This is a genomic window from Acidobacteriota bacterium (assembly GCA_040754075.1).
In the GTDB taxonomy this organism is placed as follows: domain Bacteria; phylum Acidobacteriota; class Blastocatellia; order UBA7656; family UBA7656; genus JBFMDH01.
In genome coordinates this window covers 137,761-151,588 of record JBFMDH010000015.1, presented here as the reverse complement: position 1 = coordinate 151,588, position 13,828 = coordinate 137,761, and the positions used below count along the sequence as shown (strand labels likewise).

At 49.9% G+C, this 13,828-nt stretch carries 12 protein-coding genes; 10 read left to right on the top strand and 2 right to left on the bottom strand.

The window, feature by feature from the left end; translation table 11 throughout:
• The first annotated feature begins 3 nt into the window (after positions 1 to 3).
• From AB1757_17335 to AB1757_17290, 10 genes are all read left to right on the top strand, one after another.
• Positions 4 to 1,092, top strand: coding sequence for an SBBP repeat-containing protein (locus AB1757_17335; protein MEW6128804.1), 1,089 nt, complete (start codon positions 4 to 6; stop codon positions 1,090 to 1,092).
• A 138-nt stretch (positions 1,093 to 1,230) separates the two neighbouring features.
• Positions 1,231 to 1,935, top strand: a complete 705-nt coding sequence (locus AB1757_17330; protein ID MEW6128803.1) for a cytochrome c3 family protein — start codon at positions 1,231 to 1,233, stop codon at positions 1,933 to 1,935.
• A 70-nt stretch (positions 1,936 to 2,005) separates the two neighbouring features.
• Complete coding sequence (locus tag AB1757_17325; protein ID MEW6128802.1) at positions 2,006 to 3,136, top strand: peptidylprolyl isomerase; 1,131 nt, start codon at positions 2,006 to 2,008, stop codon at positions 3,134 to 3,136.
• An 11-nt stretch (positions 3,137 to 3,147) separates the two neighbouring features.
• Complete coding sequence (locus AB1757_17320) at positions 3,148 to 5,235, top strand: hypothetical protein (GenBank protein ID MEW6128801.1); 2,088 nt, start codon at positions 3,148 to 3,150, stop codon at positions 5,233 to 5,235.
• 14 nt (positions 5,236 to 5,249) lie between these two features.
• Positions 5,250 to 6,332 carry a 6-bladed beta-propeller gene (locus tag AB1757_17315; GenBank protein ID MEW6128800.1) on the top strand — a complete coding sequence of 361 codons (1,083 nt, stop codon included), beginning with the start codon at positions 5,250 to 5,252 and terminating at the stop codon, positions 6,330 to 6,332.
• 9 nt (positions 6,333 to 6,341) lie between these two features.
• Positions 6,342 to 8,252: a cytochrome c3 family protein gene (locus AB1757_17310; GenBank protein MEW6128799.1), complete on the top strand. Its 1,911-nt coding sequence runs from the start codon at positions 6,342 to 6,344 to the stop codon at positions 8,250 to 8,252.
• 36 nt (positions 8,253 to 8,288) lie between these two features.
• Positions 8,289 to 8,630, top strand: a complete 342-nt coding sequence (locus AB1757_17305; protein MEW6128798.1) for a cytochrome c — start codon at positions 8,289 to 8,291, stop codon at positions 8,628 to 8,630.
• 137 nt (positions 8,631 to 8,767) lie between these two features.
• Positions 8,768 to 9,274, top strand: coding sequence for a Rieske (2Fe-2S) protein (locus tag AB1757_17300; protein MEW6128797.1), 507 nt, complete (start codon positions 8,768 to 8,770; stop codon positions 9,272 to 9,274).
• Between the two features lie 3 nt (positions 9,275 to 9,277).
• Positions 9,278 to 10,351, top strand: coding sequence for a cytochrome bc complex cytochrome b subunit (locus tag AB1757_17295; protein ID MEW6128796.1), 1,074 nt, complete (start codon positions 9,278 to 9,280; stop codon positions 10,349 to 10,351).
• An 8-nt stretch (positions 10,352 to 10,359) separates the two neighbouring features.
• Entirely contained in the window at positions 10,360 to 11,703 is a 1,344-nt protein-coding gene (locus AB1757_17290) for a cytochrome c3 family protein (GenBank protein ID MEW6128795.1), read from the top strand.
• A 150-nt stretch (positions 11,704 to 11,853) separates the two neighbouring features.
• On the opposite strand, the gene AB1757_17285 is transcribed toward AB1757_17290, so the two are convergent.
• A complete protein-coding gene (locus AB1757_17285) occupies positions 11,854 to 12,456 on the bottom strand; it encodes a hypothetical protein (GenBank protein ID MEW6128794.1) in 603 nt (200 codons plus the stop codon).
• 65 nt (positions 12,457 to 12,521) lie between these two features.
• Entirely contained in the window at positions 12,522 to 13,697 is a 1,176-nt protein-coding gene (locus AB1757_17280; GenBank protein MEW6128793.1) for a phosphopentomutase, read from the bottom strand.
• Positions 13,698 to 13,828: the final 131 nt, after the last annotated feature.

Here is a 13,828-nt window from a genome sequence, read left to right as displayed (position 1 = left end):
GAGATGAATCATCGAAATTCTATTTTTCCAAAAGTCGGTTTCTGTGGGCTGAGCGTTTTTCTATCGCTGATTTTTGCGTTCACTCCCCTGGCAGCGCAAAAGAAAGCCGTTGAATCATCAAAGAAAGCCGAGCCTAAAGTCGCAGAGATGGTTTGGCCGCTGCCGCCGGAAAAACCCCGCGTCAAATATCTCGGCGCGATTGCCAGCAACGAAGACGTTGAACCGCCCAAGAAAAAAGGCTGGCTAAAAAAACTCATCAACGAAGAAGAGGCGCGCAATGTCATGGCAATGACCAGACCTTCGGCGATTGCCGTCGATTCCAAAGGGCGCATCTATGTGGTCGATACCCTGAAAGCCTCGGTTTTTATCTTCGATTTGCAAACCAAAAAAATGAACCTGTTGGGCACTCAGGGGCGCGGCAGACTCATAATCCCTTACGGCATTGCCATCGATAAAAACGACAACGTTTATGTCTCAGACACCAAATTGAAACGGGTCATGGTCTATAACCCGGCAGGCGAGTTGATCGGCGCGGTCAGTCGCATCGGTAACGAAACCCTCATCAATCCCGCAGGCTTGGCGATTGATGATATGCGCAATCGTTTGTTCATCGTTGATTCGCAGGGCCACAAAGTTTTTGCCTGCGAATTGAATCAATTGGATAACGGCGTGGCTTTTGGCAAACGCGGCGAAGCGGAAGGCACCTTCAATTTCCCGACCGCCGTCGCTATCGATAAACAAGGTCGCGTCTATGTCACCGATACTTTGAATTTCTGCATAAAAATTTTTGACAAAGATTTCAAGTTCATCAAGCGCATCGGCGAACACGGAACCGGGTACGGAATGTTTGACCGCCCGAAAGGCATCGCGCTCGACAGCGAAGGAAACATTTATGTCGTTGATGCTTCATTCAGCAATTTCCAGATATTCAATAGTGAGGGACAACTGTTGTTGTTTGTCGGCGGCTATGGCGCGGAGCCGGGTTTTTTTCGCTTACCGACGGGGGTTTTCATCGATAAATCCGACCGCATTTATGTCGCCGACAGCATCAATCGCCGGATTCAGATGTTCCAGTTTTTAGGTGGGAAATAAATGCATCGCCCGAATTTTCCGATGCGGATTTGCAACTCAAGAGGAGGTGATGCTTGGAGTTAACCCGAATTCCCGACGATAGCTGATTTTTGTTCCTAGTATTTTTTCAATAATAACCCCCAATCAGGAGGTAATTCTATGAGGGCGAAAAAAGCTCTGTTAGTAGTTTTCATGTTCATGTTCTGCGGATACGTTTACGGACAATTTGCCGGTGACGGGGGCAAACAAACCGTCGTCGGCACCGACCACGATCTGCATACCGAATTCGCAGGGGGCACAGCGGTCTGCGATTATTGCCACGTTCCACATAAATTCAACGTCATTGCCAATCAACCGCCGTTGTTATGGAACGTGCAGGTCAAACCCGGACCTTATGCCACCTACAGCAGTTCATCTTTTGATGGCGCTGGCACGATACGCGACCCCAGCGCCGCCAGCGGCACCAAAGACGCTGCCTACATGACCCTGCTTTGTCTGAGTTGTCACGACGGAACCATTACCCAGGCATCTTTCTATCAGGTTACACCTGCGATGGGAGGAGCCGGTTCGGTTACTGCGCCGGTCATCGGCGGGCCGGGAGGTCTTTCCAATGACCATCCGGTTGATTTCGTTTACAGCGTCACTTTGGCAACCGCAGATGGCGGCTTAAAGTCGCCAACCGAAGGAACCGGCGTGAGAATTCCTTATGTTGGCACCTTGCCGCTGTTCAAAGATCAACCGTCAGATGTCAGCGGACGGTTGGAATGCGCCACCTGTCACAATCCGCACAATGATTCCCGAGGCAAATTTCTGCGTATCACCGATAACGCCAGTTCTTTGTGTCTGACTTGTCACGGATTGTAATCAACCCAAAGAGGCATAAATGCCGTTTGTTTATGCCTCTATTGGCAAACCTGAATTCGGGAGTTTGGTTATGAATAAAATGAAAACCGTTTCAATGATCATCGTGGCGCTAATTTTCGGAATGGTCGGCGCATTCTTTCTGGTAAGCGAAATCACCCGCGCCAAAAGCGAACCGCCTGAAGAAGCCAGTGTCACCAAACCTTTCGCGCCGCGCTCGCCTGATAACCCCGATACCGAAAAATCGGCTTTTTCCTTTCCGGCAAGCAAACGCGAAACCGCCGCGCCAATCGCTGCGCCCTCCAAGATGCTGTCCGAAGGCGAAGCCCAAGCGGTCATTGCGACGGTCAACGGGGTGAGCATTACCGCAGGCGAGCTTGAAGAAGAACTCGACAAAGTTCTGATTTCGCCAACCGCGCATTCAAGCATGAACGGCAAGAAACGCGATGACCTCAGAAACACTGCACTCGATGAATTGATTGTCCGCGAACTCGCTTATCAAAAAGCCAAAGCCCTGGGGTTGCGCGTCGCTAAAAAAGATTTGGCTGAGGCAATCCAGAAAATCAAAACCCGCTATAAAACCGAGAAAAATTTTCAAGAAGCCTTACAAGCCGACCACATCAGCGAAAGCGAATTTACCCAACGCATCGAAAAAGATTTATTGCTTAGAAAAATTCATCAGGTAGCAATCGAAGACAAAGCCAAAGTTGCTGACCTTGAAGTAAAAAAGTATTACGAAGCGAACAAAAACAAATTCACCGTGCCGCCTTCGCTTCATCTCAATGACATCGTCATCAAACATCGTCCGAACAACGAAGCGGCAGCCAAACAGAAAATTGATGAGGCTTACGAATCCATTAAAAGCGGCAAAACCTTTTCCGAAGTCGCTTACAAATATTCAGAAGATGATTACCGCGTCATGGGCGGCGATTACGGGCAAATTCACCGGGGGCAATTGAATGCCGAATTAGAAACTATCGTTTTCGCAGCGCCAGTCGGAGAACTGCTGACGCCGGTATTTATCGCTCAGGAATGGCACCTCATCAAAGTTGAAAACCGCCAGAGTGAACGGTTGCTGAAATTCGATGAAGTGAAAGACAAGATAAGAAATGCCCTCGTTGAAAAACGCCGCAAAGATACGCTGGTGCAATTTATCAACGACCTCAAAGCCGCCGCAAAAATCGAATATGTCAACGAGCAATGAACGAGGTGATTATGCAAAGCCGATTATCCAAAACCTTTTTCATATTTTTAATCTTTGGGATGACCACAACCATTTATGCGCAGGAGCAAAAAGTGGAACTTAGCGGCACGTTGAATTTGAGTTACTCAAAATCCAAGGTTCACGCGCAAACCCAAAATGTCACATCGTCCGACAACGACGTTCGCAATCAATCGCGCGATTTAGGATTCGGGTTGGATTTACATCTCGGCACCTACATTATTGACCCGCGTTTTTTGAAGCTGTCATTCGATGGCGGGTTCACGCGCAACAAAGGCGCGTTCGATGAATTCGATACGCGCTATGGCATCACCGGTCTCGGCGTGAACGTCGATTTTTTGCCGACTTCGCCTTATCCGTTTCGCTTTCATTTCAATAAGCAAGACAGCAACTATCTCGAAAAACAGATTACCAATGCATCATCGGGGCGCAAAAGTATCGGATTCGATTGGCAACTGCGACTAGCGAAATATCCGCGTTTGTTTGTCAATTTTGATGACACCGATTATGACACACGGTTTTTAACCAGTTCGGCATTTAAAAGCCACGCCAGAAATTTCACCACAAACGTAGCCGATAAACTCAAAGGGTGGGATGTCAATTCAAGTTACCATCGCCAGTCTTCGGACGAAGGGATTACCGATTTGCGAACCAATTTGCATTTGTTGCGTTTCGATGCGCGGCGACCGGTGGCAAAAAAATCCAACCTCTATATCAATTCGTCATTTGAAAATCTGCATTTTTTAGAAAACCCGACGCGCCCGAAACAAGGTTTCTCATTTTTCAATATGCAAAGCGATTTACTGACCGCGCATACGGAAAAACTGAGCACCCGAATTTATCATCAGTATTATCGCAACAACAGTTATGCAAGCGCCCTTACCGCAAGCGCGACCATTGCCGAACTTTCTACAGACCGACAAGTTGTCGCAGCCAATCGCGATGCTGCCAAATCGCCGAACCTGTCGCCGATGGAAGCCCAACGCCTTGAACGACAAAAAATCGAAACCAATTTTCTCGAAGCCGAAAGACAACGGGTTATCGAAGAAGGCAGGCGTTTACAACAAGCTTTGCAAAACCGCTTGGATTCACAGTCGACCTTCAGTGCAGCAAATAATTTTCGCGATTTAACGAGCGCCGCGCGTTTGCAACCGACTGAAAACTTCACCAATTCTTTTCATGCGATTGGCACGCAGGCGACCTATCGTCTGCGACCCGAAATTACCGTGAGCGGCGCGACCGGCGCGAGTTTCATTCAATCGCCGCATCCGTTGAATGAATTTGCCACTCGCCTGCTCGATGTTTCAGGAACCGTCAGTTGGAACAAGCGCGTGAAATTCATCGACACCCGCGCCAGCGTGCTCGAAGGCTTGGCATATGCCAAATCGAATTTCAATCATGACCGCAATATTGAATTTCATAATTATTCAGCAGGCGTGAGCGTCGGCGATATGAAATATATTCTGGTTTCCGCCGATTACAACTATTCGTTTCGACCGGACACTTTTCAGATTGGCGGTTTTTTTGCCGACCAGTATCTTAACGGAAAAATCGAAACGCAACCGCGTGGCAGTTTGCGACTCTACGCCACCATCGGCAAAAACACCGTGACCTATTTGACCAATCGCGGGCGCGAAGATTTTCGCAAACTGACCTATTCAGCCGGGCTTGACCATCGAATTTTCACCCTGCTCTATTCGCGCAACCACCATCTAGGATTGCGCGATGTGTTCACTTCAACGCTTGTCGTTGATCCCAGCCGGATGTTCATCGTGTTGCCGACCGATACCTTGATTCGTGACCCGTTTTTGAAAACCTCGGGAACCTTCACCCTGGGGCTTGCTCGTGTCAAACCCGCGCGTGACCTCGATATCGAAGTCCGCTATCTCAAAGATCAGGCATATTTCATCGTCACCAACAATGTTTTCGGCGAGCAGTTGGATGTCATTATCACTTACAAACTCGGCAAATTTACGGTCATGGCAGGGGCGTTGATTCAACAACAGGACACCCAGAATTTATTGATGCGCGACCGCACGTATTACTTTTTCCGGGTCTCGCGTCCGTTCAGAATTTTTTAATTAAAGGCAGGCAGATGAAATTCGATAACGTAAAAAAAGCGAAGGCGCTCATCACGCTGATTTTTCTTGGCGCGCTGCTTTTAATCTTTTTTTCAGGTTCGCTGGCAAATATTGTTGCGGACAACCGCGATAGCAGTGAGTTGTATTGGCCCGCTGCGCCCGATACGCCGCGCATTAAATATTTAAACAGCATCGCTTCACCCAAGGATTTGAAACTCAAACAATCATCGTTTCTCAAACGCCTGGTGAAAAAAATTGTCGGCTTCGAGGAAACCGATGCCTTTCTGGTTTCACCTTACGGAGTCACAACAGACAGTCACAATCGTTTAATCGTCGCTGACCCCAAAGCGCGATGCGTACACGTTTTTGATGCGCAGGAAAAAAAATATTTCTCTATCAAAGAACCCTCCAACAAAGACCCATTTATTTCCGTGGTCGCCGTCGCAATTGACGCCGAAGACAATATCTACGCAGCCGATTCGGCTAGCGGAAAAATTTTCATCTTCAACCGCGACGGCAAATTTCAAAAACGACTTGGCGCAGATGAAGGCATGTTCAACAGACCTTCGGGAATTGCCATCGATAAACAGACCCGGCGGCTCTATGTTGTCGAAACCGTCAAAGGCGAAGTCGATGTCTTGACGCTTGAAGGCACCGGGTTATTCAAATTCGGCAAACGCGGCGCAGGCGAAGGCGAATTCAATTATCCAACTCACATCTGTATCAAAGGCGATAGAGTTTTGATTACCGATACTTTCAATGCCCGCATTCAGATTTTCAATAAAGATGGAAAATTCATTTCGACCCTTGGACGCCGCGGCGACGGTTATGGCGATTTGGATAAACCGAAAGGTGTTGCGATGGACAGCGCAGGGCACATTTATGTCGTCGAAGGCTTGCACGATGTTGTGAATATTTATGACCGGGACGGCAGTTTTCTGATGGCATTTGGCGAGACCGGTTCGCATAGAGGCGAATTCTATTTACCAACCGCCATACACATCGATGCCGACGACAATGTCTATGTTGCGGATTCCTACAATCGCCGCATACAGGTTTTCAAATACTTAAAAGAGAGCAACGCTACGCGAAAATAACCAACGACTATGGAAAAACGAAAATTGCTTCAACTTTGCGTCATACTGAGCGTCGGCGTCGGGCTATTTTTTGCGTTCGACGGAACGGTTCATAGTCAAAACTCGAAATCGCTCATCTTCAATTCCAAACATGATTTTACGGTGCAGAGCGCGGCGACCATTCGTTCGACAACTGAAGACAAAGCCTGCATTTTTTGCCACACGCCGCACAACGCCAATCCGGCAACGCCGTTGTGGAATCACCAGAATTCCAACGTCCCGGCTTATCAACTCTATAGCAGCACGACTTTGCGCGCGACCATGAGTCAGATGACCAATGCCGATTCATCGAAACTCTGTTTAAGCTGTCACGACGGCACGATTGCCATGGGCGACACGATAAATAACGGCTTGATTCCTTTCGTGCAAGGCAGCAACTACACCCTGCCGCCATCTTCGGCGTCCAACATTCACAAAGGCACAGGCTTTGCCGACGATCATCCGTTTTCCTTTACGCCCGTCGTGGGTTCCGAAGTGCAGAACCCGCCGCCAAACGACCGTGTGCGTTTGGACAGACTTGGCAAAGTGCAGTGCTCGTCCTGTCACGACCCGCACGTCGAAAATCTCGATGCAACGATGGGCAAATTTCTGGTTAAAGCCAATCTGCGTTCGGCGCTTTGTCTGAGTTGCCACACCAACACCGGCTGGAACACTTCGTCGCATTATCAACCGGCGAGCGCGCTTGATGACGCGCGATACACCGCAACGCAAGGCGCGCACACCGGCTATACGGGGGTTGCGAATAACGGTTGCGAAAGCTGTCACCGTCCGCACACATCGGCTTTTGCCGGGCGTTTGCAGAAATTCAATGAAGAGAATGCCTGTTACAAATGTCATAACGGCACGGTTGCCGACAGCAACAAAAATATTCAAGCGGAATTTCAGAATAAAATTTATCGCCATCCGGTGAACCTCACGCCATCCGTTCACGATGCTTCCGAAGGGAGAAATTCGGCGAGTTTCCCGCTTCCCGAAACCGCAGCGGGCGCGGCGCGGCACGTCGAATGTGCCGATTGTCACAATTCACATTCGGCAAACGCGCAAACCGCTTCGCCGCCATCGGTGAGCGGCGCTTTATTTAATGTGAAGGGGTTTACGTCATCGGGGCTTGGCACCAACAGCGCGCAGTTCGAGTATGAAATCTGTTTGAAATGCCACGCTGACAGCGCCAACAAACCGCAAGCCATGAGTTCCGACATCGGTTTCGGGCGCGCGCCTGACCGTTTGGTAAATCAAAACAATCCAAGCGTAGCCAATAAACGTCTGGAATTTTTATCAAGCGTCTCTTTTCATCCGGTCATCAATCCGCGAGGACTTTCCACCGGAACCAATGGCGAAGTGCCGAGTTTGCGAACGGCTGTGATTGGCAGCAACGGACAGCCGCTTCCCGGACGACCGCTGTCGCCCGGCAGTTTAATTTATTGTTCGGATTGTCATAACAATAATCTCGGAAGAAATCTCGGAACCGGAACCGCGCCCGCAGGCACGCACGGCTCGAACCTCGTTCATCTGTTGGAGCGCAATTATTCTTACAACACGCCGCCTGCAACGCCCGGCGGCGATTTTCCGAGAATCACTTATTCGACCGCCGCTTATGCGCTTTGCGATAAATGTCATGACTTGAACAGCATCGTCAATGACCGCAGTTTCAGCGAACACCGCAAACACATTGTTGAAGTCGGCGCGTCGTGTTCGGTCTGTCACGATGCCCACGGTATCAATGGCGGCAACACGGTCAACAATTCACATTTGATCAATTTCGATTTGAGCATTGTCGCCCCCAATTCCAGAGGCTTATTGGAATACCGGGCAACCGGATTCAGGAATGGCAGTTGTAGCTTGAACTGTCACGGAGAAAATCACAACGCATTCAGCTATTAAGCAAAACGCCAATTCAAATTTTTCGGAGGAAGTTCAATGAATAAAAAAACGATAGTCACATTCGCAGCCCTACTTGCTTTAACCGTCGACATATTTTTTCCGCATCAATCGCAGGCGGTAAATCCTGTGGTGAGTGAAGGCGCAAGTCTTTTCAAAGCGAAATGCGCCGCCTGTCATGCAGCCGACGGCAGCGGCACCGAAATGGGTAAAAAGATGGGCGCGCATGATTTAGGCGCAGCCGAAGTGCAAAAGCAGAGCGACGCGCAAATCAACACCATCATTGCCAATGGCAAAGCCAAAATGCCGGGGTTCGCTAAAAGTTTAGACGCCGGACAGATTCAACAACTGGTCGCGCATATTCGCACCTTAAAAAAATAATCAGCCGCTATTTTTGAAATTTGGCTAAAGCCTTTGCTTCCCTGCTTCCTCTGGCTTTAGCCAAATTCGAGGCATTCCTCAATGTGAGGTAAGGCGAACACGAGATACCCCTAATATTTTTTCAGGAGCCTATTTGTATGAAAGAAGTTGTACGATTATCCGCTGACATCCACGAAGCGGCGGGTTTATCAGATAACCCGAAAGAGATTGTGCCTTCGTCAAAACAACGACGCAGGTTCATTGACAGTTTATTACTGACCAGTTTCAGCGCAACCTTTGCGTCAATCTTTTATCCGATTATTAAATTTTTGATTCCCCCGCAAGTTGTCGAAGCCAGTCAAGCCAGCGTTGTTGCCGGTAAGCTCAGCGAGTTGAAAGCCAACACCGGCAAGATTTTCAAATTCGGCACCAAACCCGGAATCATCGTCAAAAAAGCCAGCGGCGAAGTCTGCGCTTTTTCAGCCACCTGCACCCATCTGAATTGCACTGTGCAATATCGCGAAGACAGCCAGGAAATCTGGTGCGCCTGTCACAACGGGCGTTATGACCTGAACGGCAAAAACATCGCGGGTCCGCCGCCCAGACCGCTTGAACAATTCGAGGTCAAGGTTCGCGGCGATGAAATCTTTGTCTCAAAGGGGTAACTCATGAAATTAACCTTGCAAAGCGATACGCTCACCTGGCTCGATGACCGCGTCGGCATCGAAACGCTCAAACAACTGGCGCAAAAAAAAGAAGTCCCGCTACATCGCCACACCATCTGGTATTACTTTGGCGGCATGACGCTGTTTCTCTTCGCCGTGCAAATGATTACCGGCGTGCTGTTGCTGTTTTATTACAAACCGGGAGCCGAAACCGCCTTTGAAAGTGTGCAATACATCATGGCGGATGTGCGATTCGGCTGGTTGATTCGCTCGATTCATAGCTGGTCAGCCAATTTGATGATCTTCACCATGTTCGTGCATATGTTCAGCGTCTTTTTGCTGAAAGCCTATCGCGCCCCGCGTGAACTCACCTGGGTGTCGGGCAGTTTGTTGTTTTTTATCATCCTGGGGTTTGGTTTCAGCGGCTACCTGTTGCCCTGGAATAAACTTGCCTATTTCGCCACCAAAGTCGGCACCGAAATCGCCGGAGTGGTTCCCATCATCGGGCAATTGGTTTTGCGGTTTTTGCGCGGCGGTGATGAAGTGACCGGCGCGACGCTCACGCGGTTTTACGGATTGCACGTCTCGGTTCTTCCGGCAATCACGCTTTTGTTGCTGGTCGCACACATCCTGTTCGTGCAACGGCAAGGCATGAGTGTGCCGAAAAAATTCGAGAGCAAAAAGTTGCCGACCATGAAATTCGTGCCCAACTTTTTATTGCGCGATGTGCTCGGCTGGCTGTTGGTATTTGCCGCCTTGATTTCGCTGGCGACGATTTTTCCCTGGGAATTGGGCGAGAAAGCCGACCCCTTTGCGCCCGCGCCGGCGGGCATTAAACCGGAATGGTTTTTTCTGTTCATGTTTCAAACCCTCAAACTGCTTCCGGCAAAAATTGGTTTTATGGACGGCGAAGTTCTCGGCGCACTCGCGTTTGGTATCGGCGGAATGTTTTGGATGCTGGTTCCCTTCCTCGATAGAAAGGCGGTAAACGGCAAAAACCATCGCCTGTTCACCATCCTCGGCGTCATCATTTTGCTTTACATCATCACCATGACAGTTTGGGGTTATCTGGCTTAGGGGGACGCATGAAATCGCATTATCTGGAAAAAATCTTTTATACACAGCAACCATATCGTCGTCTCAAAATCATTGTGATCTTACTGTTTTTGATTTTATTCGCCATCATATGGGCGCTGACTCAGGGCGCAAAGGCTGAAAGCGACACGGCAAATACCACCGCAACCAAAGAGAAAAACAGTTGCGTCGAATGTCACACGCAGATGGGCGAAGCCTTAGCCCATCCCGTCGAAGCCATGCAAAAGGATGTGCATGCGGAGCACAATTTATCTTGCGCCGATTGTCACGGCGGCGATCCGACACAGTTTGCGCCGGAACTGGCAATGAATCCGCGCAAAGGGTTCATTGCCAAACCCAAGCCTAAAGAGATGGCGGCATTTTGCGGCAAATGTCACAGCGATGCCGAGTTCATGAAAAAATTCAATCCGACCATGCGTGTCGATCAGGAACATGAATACGCCACCAGTGTTCACGGCAAACGGGTTCAACAGGGCGATGAAAAACCCGCGACCTGCATTAGTTGTCATGGATTTCACGGCATCAAGGCGGTAAATGACGCGACCTCGCCGGTCTATCCGTTGAATGTCGCTGCCACTTGCAGCGGGTGTCATGCCAATGCCGACTATATGCGCGGGTACGACATTCCGACCAACCAACTGGAAAAATATAATCACAGCGTACACGCCGAAGCTTTGCAGAAAAAACAAGACCTGTCGGCTCCGACCTGCAACGATTGTCACGGCAATCACGGCGCAGCGCCGCCGGGCGTCAGCGCGGTGGCGAATGTTTGCGGGACCTGTCATTCGCGGCAAGCGGAAATGTTTCAGAAAAGCCCACACAACGACGCTTTCGCAAACATGGGCGTAGCCGGATGCGCAGTCTGTCACAGTAACCATGAAATTCAAACGCCAAGCGATGAATTGATTGGCACAAATGACAAATCGGCTTGCGTGAATTGTCACACTCAAGGCGATGCGGGATTTGCGGCGGCGGCAACTATGCGCGGAATGATTAGCGAATTGGATGAACAAATTCATGACGCCGACGGGTTACTGACGAAAGCCGCGAAAGCCGGGATGGAGGTGAGCCGCCCGCAATTTGAATTGCAGGAAACCCGCAATCAATTGGTCAATGCGCGGGTCGTGGTTCATAGCTTTTCGCCGACGACACTGGCAAACGCCGTCAGCCCGGCTATCGAGTCTGCGAAAAAACAGACCGAAGAAGGCAAGCAGGCGCTCGTTGAATTGCGCAATCGCTATAAAGGATTGGGACTGTCGTTAGCGTTTATTTTCCTAGCGGCAATGTCGGTGTATTTGAAGATTCGACAAATCGAAAACGGGAAAAACAAATAGAAAAGCGAACGTTTTTTATGGAGTGCGGTCACTGGTTACGGTTTTGGCGTTCAAACCAAACCGATTCAGGAGTGACGAACCGGCAATGGTTTTTCAACCAACGCAAAAGCGGCGACCAGTCGCCGCACTCCAAAGCAATGTCGCAACCGGCTAAGGCTTTTTCTTATCGTCGGGTTTTTCTTCGGGGGCAAAAGCGAGTCCGGTTTTGCTGACGCGGATGCGCGCTTTGCCGCGTTCCTGCTCGTTGATGTGAAAGATGATTTCGCAGACAAGCGATTCGCCTTCCTGCATTTCGACGGTGAATGGCAAAATCGCGCCCTGTTTTTTAAGCGCGATGGATTGCGGGTCAGTAAGCGGGGCGCGGGTTAGAGGTTTGCCGTTTTGTTCGACGGCGAAGACCTGAATTTTCACCATCTGTTTATCGGCAAACGGGCGCAATTGAAAAGCGATGCTGCTTTCGAGTTTGCCGGTCTTCTCTTGAAAGTTGAATAGCGCCAGATGCAAATCTTTGCCGATGATGCGGGTCACTGAGGGCGCGAGATTTTTTCTCGGCGCAATCGCCGCCCAGGTTTCGACCGCGCCCATGTGTTGCAAACTCAAATCGCCAACCGCCGATGGCGCATTGACCGGAACCGAACGCGGATTAATCGTCGAAGGTCCGCCATTCGTATCCGGTCGCGTCGGCAACTGGGCATTTGCGGTGGCACAAAGCAATAAAAGGAATGCACTCGAAATTACGATATTCAGACGCATAATCAAAACCTCCTTTGGTTTGGTGAAGGTTCGTCAATATAAAAACGACAACTGTACTGCAAACTTCAAATCATTTCTTTCAAAAAACTCTGACCGGCGGCGAGGTGCAAGTGAAAATTTTCGGCTACGGTTTGTCCGATGTCGGCAAGCGACGAACGAATGCCTAAATCAACCCCGTGTTTAATGTGCTTGCCCCAAGCCAGAATCGGCACATATTCGCGGGTGTGGTCGGTCGAAATATCCGCCGGGTCGCAACCGTGATCGGCAGTGATAATCAATAAATCATCACCTTTCATCGCCGCTTGAATTTCCGGCAAGCGTTCATCGAATCGCTCCAGAGCTTTCGCGTAACCTTCCACATCATTGCGATGCCCGTAAAGCATATCGAAATCCACAAGGTTGGTGAAAATCAATCCGCTCGGCGTTTCTTGAAGCGCGTGAAGCGTCTGGTCGATGCTCGCTTCATTGTTGCCCGCCTGCAATTCCTCAGTCGTTCCGCGATGGCAGAATATCGAACCGATTTTGCCAATTGCCGCGACCGGCAAATCGCGCGCTTTAATGATGTCCAACAGCATGGTTTCGGGCGGATCAATCGCATAATCAATGCGCGCTTCGGTGCGGCGAAAATTGCCCGGTTCGCCAACGAACGGGCGGGCGATGACGCGCGCCACCTGGTCTTCACCGGTGAGTTGTTCGCGAGCGATTTCGCACCATTCGTACAGTTGTTTGAGCGGCACGATGTCTTCGTGGGCGGCGATTTGAAAGACGCTGTCGGCGGAGGTGTAAACAATCGGGCTTCCGGTTTTCATATGTTCTTCGCCGAGTTCTTTGATGATTTCGGTTCCCGATGCCGGTTTGTTGCCGAGCACTTGTCGCCCGATGGCTTTCTCGAATTTTTCAATGACGCGCGGCGGAAAACCATGCAAGTAAGTCGGGAAAGGATTGGCGGTGATGATGCCGCTCATTTCCCAATGTCCGGTTGTCGTGTCTTTACCTTTCGACAGCGTTGCGCCGCGCCCGAATACGCCCGTCGGATTTAAGATGCCGGGCACGGCAAGCGGTTTGATGTTCGCTAGTCCCATCTCGCGCAGATGCGGAATGTGAACCGTTCGCGATTGCAAGGTATGACCGATGGTGTCTGCGCCGGCGTCGCCGTAATCCGCAGCGTCAGGCATTTCGCCGATGCCCGCGCTGTCTAAAACAACAAGAATGATGCGATTGAAAGGTTGATTGTCAGGCATTAAATATCTCCAATGGTTTTCGTGAATTCGATTCTAAATCTTATGCCAATTGGCGACAAGCAGCGATTGAAATTGCGCCGCCTGTGGGAATCGGCGATAAAAGCGAACCATCATTAAATCCATTTGGCAAA